Source organism: Methanohalophilus sp. WG1-DM, from assembly GCF_004104135.1.
In the GTDB taxonomy this organism is placed as follows: domain Archaea; phylum Halobacteriota; class Methanosarcinia; order Methanosarcinales; family Methanosarcinaceae; genus Methanohalophilus; species Methanohalophilus euhalobius.
Window position 1 is genome coordinate 118,826 of record NZ_RRBA01000002.1, and the last position, 15,760, is coordinate 134,585.

Sequence of the window (15,760 nt, forward strand, 5' to 3'; positions counted from 1 at the left end):
GGGATATTAATCTATTGCACAAAACTTTATAGCCCCTTCCTCAATTAGTACAGTTTATGAAAGAAGAGATGACAAGTGCGGATGTGGCAGCACTGGCAACGGAACTTGGTACAGGGGAGGATTCCCTGGTCGATTCCAAGATCGGCAAGATTTATCAGCCCGGTGAGAACCTGCTGCGTATCCACCTCTATATTTTTAAGAAAGGTAAGGCCAATCTTTTAATTGAGGCCGGAAGCAGATTGCACCTTAGTGAATATATTCCTCCCAGCCCTAAAAATCCGCAATCTTTTCCTATGCTTTTACGTAAACATATAATGGGAGGGCGTATAACTTATTTCAGGCAATATGATTTTGACCGTATTATTGAGATTGGTATAAAAAGAGGGGACGATGAGACCGTTCTTGTCATAGAGATATTTGGACAGGGCAATATAATATTGCTTGACTGCGATAGAAAAATCATTCTGCCTATGAACCCTGTTACTTTTAAGGGCAGGCGTATCAGGAGTGGTGAGATCTATCAGTACCCTGAAGCGCAGTTGACACCTCTTGATGTGAATGAGGACCAATTGTGTGAAGTGTTTTCACATTCCGATTCTGATGTAGTACGAACCCTGGCAACGCGTTTTAATCTGGGAGGCATCCTCTCAGAAGAAGTCTGTCTGCGAAGTGGTATCGACAAAACCCTTCCTGCTTCGGAAGTTAATCCGCAGGTCGCCTCTAAATTGATTGAAGCAATGGGTGTCCTTTTCTCCCCTCTGGAAAAAGGGCAGTTAAAACCCTGTACTGTCAGCAAACCGGGTTCAAAAGAAACCTTTGATGTAGTACCCTTTGATCTTGAAAAATACACAGCCTTTGAAAAGAATTACTATGATTCATTCAATAAGGCACTGGATGATTTCTTTGGCAAAAGAGCTGCAAAATCCCTGGAACAAAAAAAGGAAGCCTCTGTGAAAGAAAAAACAGAAGACGTATTCCAGCGCAGGCTCAAACAACAAGAGAGTGCCATCAAGAAATTTGAGACGGATATAGAGAAAAATACCTCCATTGCTGAGAAGATATATGAACACTATCAGGACATAGAGCTATTACTGCAAACCCTGCTTGATGCCCGTGAAAAAGATTATTCCTGGAAGGAAATCCAGTCAATTATCTCGGATGCAAAGGATGGACTGCCTGCGGCTAAAAAGATAATAAATATCGATGGTTCACAGGGTCTTGTACTGCTGGACCTTGACGGCAAGAAGGTGAATATTGATGTACGGCTGACAGTTCCCCAGAATGCCATGCGCTATTATGAGAAAGCCAAGAAACTGGAAAAGAAGCGTAAAGGGGCCCTTGCTGCAATCGAAGATACGAAAAAGGCAATGCAAAAGAAAAAAGCTGCACCTAAAAAGCATTTCAAGGTAGTGCATAAGAAACACTGGTATGAACGTTTCCGCTGGTTCTATTCTTCAGATGGTTTCCTTGTGGTAGGTGGCAGGGATGCCACAACCAATGAGGAACTTGTAAAGAAGTACATGGAAAAACGGGATATCGTATTCCATACTCAGGCACCAGGAGCCCCGATTACGGTTGTCAAGACAGGGGGAAAGGACATTCCCGACACAACTTTGCAGGAAGCATCCGAATTCGTGGTTTCATTCTCAAGTATCTGGAAGGGAGGACAGTTTAGCGGGGATTGCTACTGGATCTATCCCGAACAGGTCACAAAGACACCGGAAGCCGGGGAGTACCTTAAGAAAGGCTCCTTTATTATCCGGGGTGAGCGAAATTATTACAGGGATGTACCAGTCAGGGCTGCGGTGGGTCTGGAACTCAAACCTGAGACCCGGGTAATCGGAGGTCCCGTGGCTTCTGTGAGGTCCAGGGGTGAACATGTTGTTGAACTGACACCCGGCAAATTCAACCAGAACGATATAGCAAAGAAGATCTATCGTATATATGTGGACCGTATAAAGGATGTGCATTTTGTAAAACAGATAGCATCCCCTGACAAGATCGCCAACGTACTGCCTCCGGGTGAATCAGATATCAAAGAGTGAATCGTGATTGTATGAGAGTTACCAAAAAAAACCTGAAAGGAAATGAAGGGGAGATCACCGTCGTACCGGAGACACTGGATGACCTCTGGCACCTTAAGTACATAATCGAGAAAGGAGACCTTGTATTCGCCTTGACCAAACGCAAATCTGATTCTGCAAATGATAAGATCCGCCCTGAAAAGACTGAGAAGAAGACTGTGCGACTTGGGATCAGGGTCGAAAACCTGGAATTCCATAAATTTTCCAACCGTCTCAGGATCCATGGTCCCATTGAGCACGGAATGGATGCCGGTTCTTATCATACCCTGAATGTCGAGGACGGCGTTGATATTTCCATAATAAAGCGCTGGAAAAAAGACCAGATTGAAAGGATCAATGAGGCAGAGGCATCCTCAAAAAAACCGGGAGTAATAATTGTTGCAGTCGAGGAGGGGGATGCCGACATCGGGCTTGTGCGCCATTATGGTGTGGAATCCTATGCCCACATCTGCCAGTCTTCGGGTAAAGGGGAAGGCACTTTAAGAGAAGTCTTTTTCAATGAGATTCTTAACAAGCTCAAATATGTAGTTTCAGATTCTCAGTCTGTCGTGGTTGCAGGACCCGGCTTTACCAAGGATGATTTTCTCAAATATGTTGAAGCAAATGAGCCTGAGCTTGCAGCAGGGATTATCGTGGAGGATACTTCCTCGATAGGCACATCTGGTTTTCAGGAAGTGCTGCGCAGAGGGGCGGTTGACAGGATTATGGAACAATCCCGTATAGCACGGGAAGCATCCCTCATGGATTCCCTGCTAAAGGAAATAGCTATGGACGGCAAGGTTGTTTATGGAGTGGAGGAAGTTAAACGGGCCAACAATTACGGTGCAATTGAAACGCTTCTCATTTCCGATGAATTCCTGCTGCATGAACGGGAAAAAGGCGAAGGTGGAGGAATTGATTCTTTCATAAGGAATGTAGAATATTCTCAGGGCAAGCTTGTGGTTTTCAGTACAGAGTTTGAACCAGGTCAAAAACTGGAAGCGCTTGGTGGAATTGCCGCACTCCTGAGATTTAAGGTTTGATCAGTGTTTGCGAATGGCCCTGTCGCTGCATTCTATAAAAGCCATTTCCTTGCCGTCCATGAACATCCGGATTGTGCCACCACTTTCTGAGACAGTTATTGCAACTGCCACGGTGTCCCTGGTTATAGCAGCTGCTGATACATGCCTGCCTCCCAATCCCTTATTTATCCCTATGTCCTTTGCATCAACATCCAGATAACGACCTGCGGCATGCACTATTCCTTCTTTAGATACTATAAATACCCCATCAAGCAGAGCAAATTCTTTAATGGATTCCCGGTTGTTTTTCTTTAAGATATTCCTTTCATCTTCAGGATGGCCTGAATAAGGGTTAAGGATCATCTGGTGGGAGCGCTGCATCACTTCTTCAAGATCACCGATTATAAAAGCTGTACCTACTGGGCTGCCTTCCCTGCCTGTGGAAGCAATTTCCAGGGCAATTTTAAGAACTGCTCTTATTACTTCAGGGGAGACTCTCTGTTCAAATTTTTCCAGGGTTTTTAAGAGTGGATTCCCTGAAATATTGTGGACAATTACAGCACCTGAATCATCTGTAATTACCAGTCCTACAACCTTTCCTTTTTTGATATTCCCGATTGCCTCTTCAATAGCTGCTGCATTTTCTACATCTTCTATGGAAACCGCGGCATCTCTCTGGATCTGGTTGACAATTTGTTTTAACCTTCCTTCTTCTTCGTCAAGAGGTATCAGGCTTTCAACGGCACTTCTCGATGGGTTTGCAGCAAAGTAGACGGGTATGTCACAACAAAATAAATTCCTGTCAACTTCTCCTGATACTATTATTGCAGAGGCTTTAATTTGTGTTGCAGTTTCAAGTGCGGATTTTACAAGTATGTCAGCGGTGTCCATTTCATCCCCGTTTTCTTTTATTTAGATTATATTTTTGCTACTATTAATTTTTGTCTATATAATAAAATAAGGTTTAGTATCCTGTGTCGTTATTCTATTAAAGAATACCATTAATTTGACTATGGTGATTTGGTTTGGTAAGAACATTTGTTGCTGTGGAGTTGCCGGTGGATTTTGCGCAGATAGTAAAAGAGGTGCAGGAAAGTTTCAGGGAACTGGGAAAAATGAAAATTGTCCCTGCGGAACTTGTCCATGTTACCTTGAAATTCCTGGGCGAAGTTGATGAAGGCAAAATTGCAGATATAGAACAATCACTTGAAAATATTTCTTGTGAGCCTTTCCAATGCCTTATAAAAGGGGCAGGGGTGTTCCCCAATGTCAGAAAACCGCGTGTATTATGGCTTGGTACCGAAGGTAATTTTGACCCTTTGCATAAGCAGGTTGAATACTACCTTGAAAAAGAAGGTTTTGAACCCGATTCGCGTGAATTTACCGCTCATGCAACCATTGCACGAATAAGACACATTCCTCGCTCCAATATGAACCAGTTTACCAGTACAGTTAAGGAAATGGAGGATGTCGAATTCGGGAAATTTACGGTTGACAATTTCAGGCTAAAAAAAAGTATATTGACTCCAGAAGGGCCTGTATATGAAACCCTCCGGCAGTTCAATCTTTAAGTTGTTCGTATTTAGCAAACCCGCTTGACCTGCTAATCTCTTTTTCACTATTTATAAGGAGGCATTCCACACCTTCCAGTTTTTCTATCATTTCAAGCCCCTTTTCTTCTTTCATCACAAAAACAGTAGTTGCAAGTGCATCTGCCTCCATGGCTGTAGGAGCTATTATCGTTGCACTGATCAGGTGTGAAGCCGGGTAGCCTGTGCGGGGATCTGCGATGTGTGATACGCTGGCGGATTTGTTGTAGTAGCGTTCGTAGTTGCCGCTGGTCGCAACAGCTACATTGCGGGCATTGATTATTGTTATTGGTTTTCCTTTCTTATCGGGGTCCTGAAGCCCGATAGACCACTCCTGTCCATCGGGTTTTTCTCCTATATATCGTCCGTCTCCGCCGGCATTGACAAATCCGTTGTCAATTCCGTTTTCCTGCAGGCTCACTATTGCTCTGTCTACAGCATATCCCTTGGCAATTCCTCCAAGAACGATTCCCATATTCTTTCCAATAATTATTGTGTTGTCATTTATGGTAATATTCGAGGAATTTACGAGGGAAAGGGTGTTGTTTATCTCTTTTTCTGTAGGGGGAATATTAGGTTTATTGGGTCCGAATTTGCTTGCCCACAGGTCCAGTACAGGCTTTACAGTTATGTCAAATGCCCCGTCGCTGATCTGTGAATAATAAATTCCGCGTTCAATTACGTATATTAAATCATCACTGGCATTTTGGATTTCCTTGTGCTCGTTGAGTCTGTAAATCTCACTGCTGCTGTTATAGGAATCAAGCAAATTGGATGCTCTTTCCATTTTCATGAAAGCATCTTCAATGCTCTTGTATGCATGTACTTCACTGTTATCCACAACAGTTATTGTGACATCTGTGTCCATCAGCATTCTTGTCTGGCTATATGTACGGTATTCTTCAGAATTATCTTCTGAGGTGGATTGCACGTATGCAAACCCAGCAGTTATAATGATTATTAATGTAAGAATTAACAGGTATTTCGGGTTCATGCGAAGGGAAATGAGGTGTTTTATCTTAAGCTTAATTCGAAATCTATAAATATATTCAATTGGTCAGTTCTGCCTTAATAATAACGAATCATGATTATGTCATCATTCCTGCTTTATGGCTATATACTCGCCACAATGGCGGATGCCTAATATGAAAGCAGGTTATATAGAAGGAATATATTGTTGCCTGAATGGCTCGATTGGTATTATGACCAGTATCTGAAGAAGTTGCAAAATTATAATGTGTGATCTTTATGGCAAATTTAAAAGCAAGTCTCGTTGCGATTTCATTTATCATCCTTGTATTAGCAGGGATAAACCTGTATTTGGGATACAGTGGAAACGATCTTCTTGCACAGCACTATATGACAGATGGTGAATGGACAAACTCAAGTTGTGGTGGCTGTCATATGGGTGTGTATGAAGAAGTTGCCGAATCCTCTCATGTACAGAGGGACATCGCCCAGTGGGAACCCCTAACCAATTATAATGTTGATGTACAGGGAGAAACACAGTGGGTCAAAGAATATGGTCGCTATCATCCGGGCGGGGGTGAACTGGAAGAATATGGTGTTGATATCGATTGTATGAGCTGCCATGAACAATATGGCTTATATGATGCTGAAAAGAGAGCAATGGCTTTTGAATCAGGTAATTTCTCCGCTGCTAACGATGCTGCTATGGAAGACGCCATTCCTGTGGTCCAGCAGGATCCCATACATGTGGCCACTTATACTCTGGATGTGGTAACACCTCTGCCAATGCTTGTAGCTTTCCATGATGCTGTGAACGCAGCTCCTGCCAAAACCTCCTGTATAGACAGTTGCCATGCAAAGGATGTACCGACAACTGCTGTGATGTGGGCTTCAGAGGATTATGAAGAATATGATGTTCACGCTGAAGTCAATTGTGTGGAATGTCACACTGCAAAGGAGCACATCATTGCCGGTAGTGAAATACCTGAATCGGAAACCGAAGATAATCAGATTAGCAGTGGACAAGAGGAGTCGGTGCATGGTGAATCGGTGACCATGAAGAGCTGTGAGGATGCAGATTGTCATGAGGGAATCTCCCACGGCCCAATTGCAGATGCACACCTGGAATTCCTGGAATGCCAGTCGTGTCATATCCCGGCCCTGCCCGGGGGTGAATTGCCCGGGACAACTCCCCTTAAGTCTTTTAACTGGTCTTCGGGCGAACGTGTGGATTCTTACAGAATGGAAAACTTTACTCCACAACTTGCCTGGTCCGATGGTGTGCAGGAAAGTGAGGTCAAGGTACCTGACAGCAAGAATGACAGTGATGTAAAACTTGCTCCTTTCAATGTAGTGACAGGCAGCTGGTGGGACGCAGGCCAGGATCCTGAGGTCATTAACAATCCTAATACTAGTGCTTCTAAAGGAGATCCGATACCGACACCTGAGGTAAAGGCAGCTGATTCAAATGGTGATGGGACGGTAACTTCTGAAGAAATGCAGGCTTATGATGGTGACAGTGACGGTACACCGGATTATCCGAATGCTGTCCTGAGGCAGGTTGATCTTCACTATAAGCTGGGACACAACATTGCAGGGTCTGAAACCGGAATGGCAGAGCCCCTTATGTGTGACGACTGTCATGGGGTCTCTGCTTCGGAAACCCTTCAGCAAGTCCACTTTGAGGAAAGGCCGGATTGCCTGACCTGTCATGAAGTGCAGCCTGTAATTGACTGGGCGGCTCTTGGATATGACAGTGATCCCGCAGAAACAGATCCTCCTACCAATTTCTCTGCAAAGACCATAGATATTACAATACCCGGGGCAAAGCCACCTGAGGTAGAAAGGGAGCCTGCATTCTAAGGAGCTGGTACCAAATGGCAGAAATTAATGTAATGGAAACAATCCCTGAAAAAATGATTATTCCTCTCAAGCAGCACAAAGGAGACATTTGTGAACCTCTTGTAAGTAAAGGGGAAGTTGTTAAGGTTGGCCAGAAGATCGGTGAGTGTCCTTCTGATAAATGTGCTGCAATCCATTCCAGCGTCTGCGGGGAAGTGGTTTCAGTTGAGGAAAGTTCACATCCATCCGGCAACAGGATAAACAGCGTAGTTATACAGCCCATAGAAGAAACAGAATGTGAAGATTTCACTCCCTTCAAAGATTCCGGTAAGGAACAATTAATCTCGGCTATCAAAGAGGCAGGTATCGTGGAAAATTACGGTACTCCCACTCACCTAGTATTGAATCCTCCGGATTGTGATATAGATACAGTCTTGATCAATGCCACCGCATCGGAATGGGTTGGTCATAATTATGAAACTCCTCTGGAATACGCATCACAGATGCTTGATTCGCTCCGATTGTTGATGAAAGCTGCCGGTGCCAGCCGGGGGGTCATTGTTTTGAGAAATGATGATAAGGATTCAATCGATGCCTTTGATGGGCTGGATTATGAAGGTAAAACTATAATGGTGTCCCCTCTTATCGGTAAAAGAAGGGTTGATTATTATTTCAATGACCAGAATACTGATATTATCGTAGTTTCACAGGACAAGATATACGGCAAAAATATTTTTGAATATTTCACTTATAATGTGACAGGCAGGAAAGTACCTTTCCGTTGCACACCGGCCAGCGCAGGGGTTGCTATATGTGGAGTGAAATCCACAAAAGCCATTCATGACCTGGTCAATACCGGAATGCCATATATAGAAACGGTGGTTACTGTATCCGGTCAGGTGAATAATCCTCAACATCTACTGGTAAAAATAGGTACTACTTTCAGAGATGTCATCGAAGCCTGTGGTGGTTATAGTGGTGAACCTGCGAAACTGATTTCAAATGGCGTAATCACAGGAGTGGCACAGTATGAGGAAGAGGTCCCGGTTACCAAAATGACTACCTCTATTATAGTTCAGGGTAAAGATGAAGTACTAAAGGATATTTCAAAGGAATGTATCCATTGTGCCCGTTGTGTCGATGTATGCCCCGTCGACCTGATCCCAAACAGGATAGCAGCTCTTGCAAATCAGGGTCGTTTTGATGAATGCAAGCAGATGCATGTGGAAAATTGTATAGAATGTGGTAGATGTTCCTCGGTCTGTCCCAGCAAAATACACATAATGCAGTTGCTGCAATATTCCAAGGAAGCGATTGCAAAAGCATATGAAGATATGTTTGAAAAGGAATCATCGAATCTTAAATTAGGATGTGCATGCGGAAGTGAATAACATGACTCTTACAATATCAGCTCCCCCTCATATCAAGCAAGACACTACATTCAGAAAAATAACCTGGATTAAATTTTTGACCCTTCTGCCGGTAAGTCTTGTATCAGTTTACTTTTTCGGACTATATGCCCTTGCCCTTATTCTTGCAGGAATTGGTATGGCGGTAGTTACGGAAGTGGTAATACAGAAAGCCTTCAAAAAGGAAGTTACAGTAGCTAATGGCCATGCCCCATTGATCGGGCTAATGGTTGCCCTGCTGGTGCCAGGTGAAGCTCCTATATGGATTCCGATAGTAGGCGCCTTTTTTGCAGTGGCTATCGGAAAACACGCCTTTGGCGATATAGGTTCATACATTTTCAATCCTGTGCTTGCTGCCTGGGTTTTCCTGCAACTGGCTTACTGGTCTGCTATGTATCCTGTATCTTTCCCCGAATTGGGTGGCATATCCGATCTGTTTCTGGAAAATGGAGCAGGTATGCTTGTCGGTGTATCCCCGATTGCTTTAGTTGGCGGATTATATTTGATTTTTAAAAGATATGTAGAATGGAAGATCCCGCTTTTTTATGCGTTGACAACCCTTGTGCTTGCCCTGTTGATTGGGGATAAGATCGGTCATGTGGTAACTGGTGCATTTATATTTGGTGTGTTATTCCTTGCAACTGATTCTCCTTCATCTCCCGTGACAAAGAACGGAAGAATAATTTATGGTATTCTCTGTGGTCTGTTGACTGTGATATATGGTCACTTTGCAAACTATGTATTTGCGGTTTTCTATGGTATATTCCTGGCAAACTGTGTAGCATCATTTATTGATAATAACACTTTGCCTCGCTCATTCGGGGAAGAATCCTTTCTTCAGCGTAAATACCGCTTAATGATGAATAAAATACCCCTTGAAAAACTGGGGGTGAAAATTGATGACTGAGTCCCGTAAAGACATTGCAGTAATCATAGGAAAGCTGGTTCTTGTTAGTTTGGTTGCAGCTCTACTGCTAGGCCTGACTTATGTACCTACGCAGGAGCAGCTTGAGAAAAATGAAAAAGAAGCCAAAAAAGAAGCCCTGTCCCAGGTAGTCCCTTCTGCTTCTGATTTTGAGCCAGTGTATGGTAATGAGGTAAATGAAGACGGAGATCGCAAGATTCTTTATTACAAAGCACTGGATTCATCGGGTAATGTGGTAGGTTATGCTTTCTTCACGACTCAATCCGGTGCTCAGGATGTGATTCAATTGGCCGGTGGGGTAGATGCTTCTTTCAATAAAGTTACAGGAATGGAAGTAATGAAGCATTCTGAAACCCCGGGTCTTGGTTCTAAAATTACGGAAGAGGATTTTAAGGGCCAGTTCCGTCAACTCCCCATAGGTGACCTTCAGATCTCTAGTGCCGGCGGTTCAATTGACGCCATAACCGGTGCTACGATATCCTCCCAGGCTGTAGTGGACGGATTAAACGCAAAGATCGATGAAATAGAGGAGCAAGAAACGTAAAACAGGTGATTTTATGAGTAAAGCATTCAACGAATTCATTCGTGGAATTACAAAAGACAATCCCATATTTGCCCTTGTACTGGGTTTATGTCCTGCTCTGGCGGTAACTACATCGGTTGATAATGCGATAGGAATGTCTGCTGGTACAGCTTTTGTATTGGTTGGAGCAAACCTAATGGTTTCTGCTTTGAGAAATTATATTCCATCCACTGTAAGACTTCCAATATTTATCCTCATTATTGCTACATTTGTGTCCATCGTGGATATGGTTATGGAGGCCTATACACCTCCTTTATACGCAGCACTGGGTGTTTTTATTCCCTTGATTGTAGTAAATTGTATAATTATTGGACGTGCAGAGGCTTATGCTAATAAGAATAACATGTTTTATTCCCTGATAGATGCATTGGGAATTTCTGCAGGATTCCTGCTGGCTCTGGTTACAATAGGTGGTATCCGTGAACTTCTGGGTACAGGTCAGATTGTAGTGTTTGGCCAGATGATAGTGAGCATTCCAATGATGTCTCCAGCTTCTTATATGATATTGCCTCCGGGAGCTTTCCTTACAATAGGTATCCTTATGGCTATTATCAATCACAGGCGTGCAAAAAAACTTGCAAGAGGTGAATAAAATGGTAGAAAAAGCTTTATTTGCCATTTTCATGGAAGGTCTTTTCATAAAGAACTTCCTTATAATACAGTTTCTTGGACTGTGTTCATTCCTTGGTGTAACCAAAGATACCAAGAGTGCAGCAGGTATGTCCGGCGCTGTTATTTTTGTAATGACAATGGCTTCGATTGTTTCATATGTAATTTATACCTTCGTCCTCATTCCACTGGATCTTCAGTTTTTGAGACTTATCAGTTTCATTGTGGTAATTGCTGCTCTTGTGCAGCTTGTAGAATTCGTAGTGCGGAAAAATATTCCTTCCCTTTACAGGTCGCTTGGTATCTACCTTCCCCTTATTACCACTAACTGTGCCGTGCTAGGTGTGGTTTTGCTGAACGTTATGAATGAATATTCATTCCTGCAGAGTCTTGTATTTGGTATATCGGCAGGCATGGGTTATACAATCGTTATGGTGATGATGTCAAGTATCAGGGAAAAAACCACCATCCTGCCAGTTCCTTCTGCAATGAGGGGCCTTCCCCAGGCATTCCTGATTGCTGCAATGCTTTCAATGGCTTTTGTTAATTACTTCAAGGTGATACCCTTATGAGCATGCCAACCCTGCTTATCCAGTCAATGGCTACTCTTGGAGGCCTTGCCCTTGCAATCGGTGTTATGTTGATTGTTGCTTCCAAGAAATTCAAAGTGGATGTAAACCCTCTTGTAGAAGAAGTAAATGAAATTTTGCCAGGTGTAAATTGTGGTGCATGTGGTTATGCCGGATGTGCTGACTTTGCTGAACATGTGGTGGAAGACAATGCCCCACTTACCGGATGTCCGGTTGGCGGTTTTGATGTAGCAAAGGAAATAGGAGGTATTCTGGGTCAGGAAGTCTCCGAAGGTGAAGCTGAATTCCCTTATGTTAGATGCAATGGCGGTGTACATTGTGTGGACCGATTCAATTATGAGGGTATTGAAGATTGTAAAGCCGTAATGATGCTTTCTGAAGGTGAAAAAGGTTGCAACTACGGATGTATGGGCCGTGGAACCTGTGTACGGGCTTGTCCATTCGATGCTATCTATATTGGTGATGAACGTTTGCCCAAAATTAACAAGAATTTGTGTACAAGCTGTGGTCTTTGTATTGAATCCTGTCCCAACGATATCCTTGTATTTGCAAAGGAATCAGAAAAGGTACATGTAGTTTGCATGTCCCATGACAAAGGAAAGACTGTAAAAGCGGTATGTGAAAACGGTTGCATTGGTTGCAAACTTTGTGAGAAGGCATGTCCTGTGGATGCAGTACATGTAACCAAATTCCTTGCAGAGATCGATCAGGAAAAATGTATATCCTGTGGTAAGTGCGTGGAAAAATGCCCACAGGGCTGTATTGAAATGAGGTGATTTGATGAGTCGTCTTGGTTATTCAACAGTTACCGGATTGGATGAAAATGTTGAAGCCGTGCTTTGCTATGTGGGTTTCTGGATCACAGGTCTTATCTTCCTTCTCATAGAAAGGGAGAACAGGTTTGTACAATTCCATGCATTGCAGTCAATACTAACGTTCTTGCCTCTTTCCATAGGCATCTATCTTATTGCCTGGATTCCATATGTAGGTTGGTTGCTTGCTGATATTGCAGGTTTTTTTTCCCTCTTTCTGACACTTGTACTTGTCATAATGGCATGGAGGGGTGCAAAGTTCAGGTTGCCTTTTTCAGGAAAACTTGCCTATGAAGAAATTTACAGATGAAGTCATTTCTGGCTTCATCTACTGTCATGTTTTGCGAAAATTTAAACTCTAATTAACTCTTATTTTTGCTCCCCCTTGCTCGCCGAATTTGGAGGATAGCTATGAAAGAAGAAATATGGATTGAAAAATACAGGCCCTACAGGCTTGAAGATGTGGTGGGACAATCAGATACAATTGAAAGATTGCGCTCCTATATAAAAACCAATAATCTTCCACACTTGCTTTTTTCAGGTCCGCCCGGTGTAGGAAAAACTGCTACTGCCGTATCGATTGCCAGAGAACTTTTTGGGGATGATTGGCGGGAAAATTTCACTGAACTGAATGCCTCGGATGAGCGTGGTATTGATGTGGTCAGGAACAAAATAAAGAATTTTGCAAAAACTTCTCCAATAGGTGGAGCGGATTTTAAGATAATCTTTCTTGATGAGGCAGATGCTCTCACACCTGATGCGCAGTCTGCATTGAGACGTACCATGGAACGCTATACGAACAATTGCAGATTTATTCTTTCATGTAATTATTCTTCCAAGATCATTGAGCCAATCCAATCCAGATGTGCTGTTTACAGGTTCCGTCCTCTTTCCGATGATGCAATAGGCAAACGTTGTCGGTATATAGCAGAAAAGGAAGGTCTGGATATTGCAGATGATGGTATTGAAGCCATCAAATATGTTGCAGAAGGGGATATGCGCAAAGCAATAAATGCCGTTCAGGCTGCTTCAATGTTTGATTCCAGTATCCATGCGGACAGTATTTATCGGATTACTGCCACGGCTCACCCTGAGGAAATAAAAGACCTCTTAGAAAGTGCTCTTGGGGGCAATTTTATTTCATCTCGCAAAAAACTTGATGATTTAATGGTTTCAAGGGGTTTATCGGGTGAAGATGTTGTAGGTCAGGTTTACAGGTCTCTCTTTGATCTTGACATGCCTGCCCGGAAACTTGTCTCAATTGTTGATGTGCTGGGTGAAATCGATTTCAGGATAACTGAGGGGGCTGACGAGCGCATCCAGCTGGATGCTTTACTTGCCCATCTCTCCATTGAAGGTGAGGAATAAGGTTATTGAATGCTTTTTGGTGGCCATCTTATCGGTTTACTGGGTTCTGTTCCTTCCTGGCTTGCTACCATAGTAATGGCTGCTTTGCCGGTAACCGAGCTCAGGGGTGCAATCCCAATAGCTATAGGTTTATACAATATGTCTCCCCTGGAAGCATATTTTCTGGCTGTTTTTGGTAATATGCTTCCAGTGGTGCCTCTTTTATTGTTTCTTGAGCCGGTTTCATCCCGGCTCAGGCGTTTTTATATTTTAGACAGGTTTTTTGGGTGGCTTTTTGCACGCACCCACCGTAACCATTCGAAGAGGTTTGAAAAATACGGAACCATGGCACTGGTTATGTTTGTGGCCATCCCGCTTCCGATTACCGGTGCATGGACCGGTTGTGCAGCAGCTTTTGTTTTTGGAATCAAATTCAGACACTCTCTTATTGCCATTCTGGCAGGGGTCATGATTGCCGGTTTTATAGTAACCATATCCACACTGATAGGAATTGGTGTTATGGGTCTTGCAGTTTAAACTTAGTCACGTGTCTTGCGTGCAATATCAACTGCCATTTTTATATCTACTTCTTTAACAGTTTTCCTTCCTGCATGCCTGGCAAGAGCAATGGCTTCAGTCGATATTTTCATGCCATATTCTTCCAGTATCCTGGCAAGCTCCTCACTTGCACTTTCACTAATTCTCTCTGCACCTGCTTCTCTGATAACTCTTCCAACCGGTGCAACTGGTATTATTGTCATTCTTTCTTATGTCTCCTTTATTGGGCGATTAATGTATTTACTGGGTTAATCATCAATTTCTTCATCAAAATCGATACTGACACTACCTGATTCTTTTGCCAGTGTTTTGGAAATGAATCCTGATTCAAGATGGCAGGCATGAATTGCTCCACTGGGTACGATACAGGTCGGACATGTGTGTGCTTCCTGTGCCTTTTTGGTGATGTAGTTGTCCCGTATGTCAAAAATTTCCATTCTGGGTACTTCCATTTTTGACATTGCCTGTATTTTTTTGCAGTCACTGGTAATATCGACTTTAACTTTTTTTCCTTCTTTTTCTGCATTAATTTTATGCTTATAACCACAGATTCTTGAGTTTACAGTAACTTCTGTCATATTTTAACTCCTGTTATGATTGGTGCTTCTCTCTGATAATTATGTTTGGTGGTCTTATATAACAGTTATGCACACATGTCACAAAACCACTATGATTATGTTCCTAACTATAGTTTTTCTCCGGGAATAATTCGACATCCTTAAATATCCAAAAGAAAGAGATTATTAGCAGTTCATTAAAATGACTTAATCATTCTTTTATGAGGGATACAAATTGGACAGAGATAAAATAATTGAACAGGTTCTTGAAAAACTGGGTCAGGTAAAAGGTGTAGGTGCTACAACACTACTTTCTTCAGAGGACAGGGAAACCATAAGAAAAATGGAGGAAAAGGCTGACCAGATGACTTTAATGGGTCTGGGTAGAGGTGATAATCAGGGTGTGAAAAAAGTACTTGATATGGACGTACTTGTGTCTTTCTTTACGGACATGGATTATGAATGGCCCTCTGGCCCAAATGTAATCTTAAAGCATAAAGATAAAAAAGTGGGTGAAGACACTGAGGATGCCGAAAGGATTAAAGAAGTGGAAAAGTGTGCCGATTCTCTTGTAATAGGAAATATTATCATTTATGACAAAGAGGTCCTTATGGATGCCAATAGCAGCAAGGAACCGCTTGTAGTTGTCCTCCCACCCAAAGAATGTGAACCTGTAGGCTGTATTGAAGGCGTTAGTGATGCAATTCTGGCTTCCCCCTCACCTCCTACTGATGAATACATTAAAGAAAGGATGTGTGAGAAGAACGAATGTGGGAGCGGTACATTCCTACTGGGATTTGATTTTGAGAACAAAAGCTGATTTACAGCGTATAGCAATTTAATTATTATGTAACAGTGTGGTTTTGTGATTACTTCACAAAACCT

The 15,760-nt window shown here is 42.7% G+C and carries 18 protein-coding genes; 14 read left to right on the plus strand and 4 right to left on the minus strand.

The features are described 5' to 3' along the window. The first annotated feature begins 56 nt into the window (after positions 1 to 56). Positions 57 to 2,045 (plus strand): ribosome rescue protein RqcH, encoded by a 1,989-nt coding sequence (rqcH, locus tag CI957_RS02550; RefSeq protein ID WP_096711944.1) that lies wholly within the window; start codon positions 57 to 59, stop codon positions 2,043 to 2,045. Between the two features lie 11 nt (positions 2,046 to 2,056). Further along, the gene (locus tag CI957_RS02555; protein WP_096711943.1) at positions 2,057 to 3,106 is read left to right on the plus strand and encodes an mRNA surveillance protein pelota; all 1,050 of its coding nucleotides are present in this window, start codon (positions 2,057 to 2,059) and stop codon (positions 3,104 to 3,106) included. On the opposite strand, the gene CI957_RS02560 is transcribed toward CI957_RS02555, so the two are convergent. Then, positions 3,107 to 3,976, minus strand: coding sequence for a diadenylate cyclase (locus tag CI957_RS02560; protein WP_096711942.1), 870 nt, complete (start codon positions 3,974 to 3,976; stop codon positions 3,107 to 3,109). A 134-nt stretch (positions 3,977 to 4,110) separates the two neighbouring features. Here CI957_RS02560 and thpR point away from each other — a divergent pair, with 134 nt between their 5' ends. Then, positions 4,111 to 4,656 (plus strand): RNA 2',3'-cyclic phosphodiesterase, encoded by a 546-nt coding sequence (gene thpR, locus CI957_RS02565; protein WP_128754155.1) that lies wholly within the window; start codon positions 4,111 to 4,113, stop codon positions 4,654 to 4,656. Here thpR and CI957_RS02570 read toward each other — a convergent pair. Then, the gene (locus tag CI957_RS02570; protein ID WP_241645840.1) at positions 4,646 to 5,605 is read right to left on the minus strand and encodes an FAD:protein FMN transferase; all 960 of its coding nucleotides are present in this window, start codon (positions 5,603 to 5,605) and stop codon (positions 4,646 to 4,648) included. The two genes, thpR and CI957_RS02570, sit on opposite strands and share 11 nt — an antisense overlap. Before the next feature lie 317 nt (positions 5,606 to 5,922). Here CI957_RS02570 and mmcA point away from each other — a divergent pair, with 317 nt between their 5' ends. The 10 genes from mmcA (at position 5,923) to CI957_RS02620 (ending at position 14,297) form a co-directional block, all read left to right on the plus strand. Further along, entirely contained in the window at positions 5,923 to 7,506 is a 1,584-nt protein-coding gene (mmcA, locus tag CI957_RS02575; protein ID WP_096711939.1) for a methanogenesis multiheme c-type cytochrome, read from the plus strand. A gap of 14 nt (positions 7,507 to 7,520) precedes the next feature. Beyond that, the gene (rnfC, locus tag CI957_RS02580; RefSeq protein WP_096711938.1) at positions 7,521 to 8,876 is read left to right on the plus strand and encodes an Rnf electron transport complex subunit RnfC; all 1,356 of its coding nucleotides are present in this window, start codon (positions 7,521 to 7,523) and stop codon (positions 8,874 to 8,876) included. Between the two features lies 1 nt (position 8,877). Further along, a complete protein-coding gene (gene rnfD / locus CI957_RS02585; protein ID WP_096711937.1) occupies positions 8,878 to 9,801 on the plus strand; it encodes an Rnf electron transport complex subunit RnfD in 924 nt (307 codons plus the stop codon). Next, positions 9,794 to 10,363, plus strand: a complete 570-nt coding sequence (rnfG, locus tag CI957_RS02590; protein ID WP_096711936.1) for an Rnf electron transport complex subunit RnfG — start codon at positions 9,794 to 9,796, stop codon at positions 10,361 to 10,363. Before rnfD ends, rnfG begins: the two co-directional genes overlap by 8 nt. Before the next feature lie 13 nt (positions 10,364 to 10,376). Further along, positions 10,377 to 10,994, plus strand: a complete 618-nt coding sequence (gene rnfE, locus CI957_RS02595) for an Rnf electron transport complex subunit RnfE (protein WP_096711935.1) — start codon at positions 10,377 to 10,379, stop codon at positions 10,992 to 10,994. Between the two features lies 1 nt (position 10,995). Continuing rightward, the gene (rnfA, locus tag CI957_RS02600) at positions 10,996 to 11,583 is read left to right on the plus strand and encodes an Rnf electron transport complex subunit RnfA (protein WP_096711934.1); all 588 of its coding nucleotides are present in this window, start codon (positions 10,996 to 10,998) and stop codon (positions 11,581 to 11,583) included. Beyond that, positions 11,580 to 12,377, plus strand: coding sequence for a Fe-S cluster domain-containing protein (locus tag CI957_RS02605; protein WP_128754156.1), 798 nt, complete (start codon positions 11,580 to 11,582; stop codon positions 12,375 to 12,377). The genes rnfA and CI957_RS02605 overlap by 4 nt, the downstream gene beginning before the upstream one ends. A 4-nt stretch (positions 12,378 to 12,381) precedes the next feature. Further along, positions 12,382 to 12,723 (plus strand): DUF4870 domain-containing protein, encoded by a 342-nt coding sequence (locus tag CI957_RS02610; RefSeq protein WP_128754157.1) that lies wholly within the window; start codon positions 12,382 to 12,384, stop codon positions 12,721 to 12,723. 101 nt (positions 12,724 to 12,824) lie between these two features. Continuing rightward, positions 12,825 to 13,781 (plus strand): replication factor C small subunit, encoded by a 957-nt coding sequence (locus tag CI957_RS02615; protein WP_128754158.1) that lies wholly within the window; start codon positions 12,825 to 12,827, stop codon positions 13,779 to 13,781. Between the two features lie 9 nt (positions 13,782 to 13,790). Beyond that, positions 13,791 to 14,297, plus strand: coding sequence for a small multi-drug export protein (locus tag CI957_RS02620; protein WP_096713065.1), 507 nt, complete (start codon positions 13,791 to 13,793; stop codon positions 14,295 to 14,297). Positions 14,298 to 14,299: 2 nt separating this feature from the next. On the opposite strand, the gene CI957_RS02625 is transcribed toward CI957_RS02620, so the two are convergent. Then, positions 14,300 to 14,521 (minus strand): histone family protein, encoded by a 222-nt coding sequence (locus tag CI957_RS02625; RefSeq protein WP_096713064.1) that lies wholly within the window; start codon positions 14,519 to 14,521, stop codon positions 14,300 to 14,302. Between the two features lie 45 nt (positions 14,522 to 14,566). Then, the gene (locus tag CI957_RS02630) at positions 14,567 to 14,896 is read right to left on the minus strand and encodes a DUF6951 family protein (RefSeq protein ID WP_096713063.1); all 330 of its coding nucleotides are present in this window, start codon (positions 14,894 to 14,896) and stop codon (positions 14,567 to 14,569) included. Between the two features lie 214 nt (positions 14,897 to 15,110). Between CI957_RS02630 and CI957_RS02635 the strand changes: the two genes are divergently transcribed. Further along, complete coding sequence (locus CI957_RS02635) at positions 15,111 to 15,695, plus strand: hypothetical protein (protein ID WP_128754159.1); 585 nt, start codon at positions 15,111 to 15,113, stop codon at positions 15,693 to 15,695. The last annotated feature ends 65 nt before the right edge of the window (positions 15,696 to 15,760 follow it).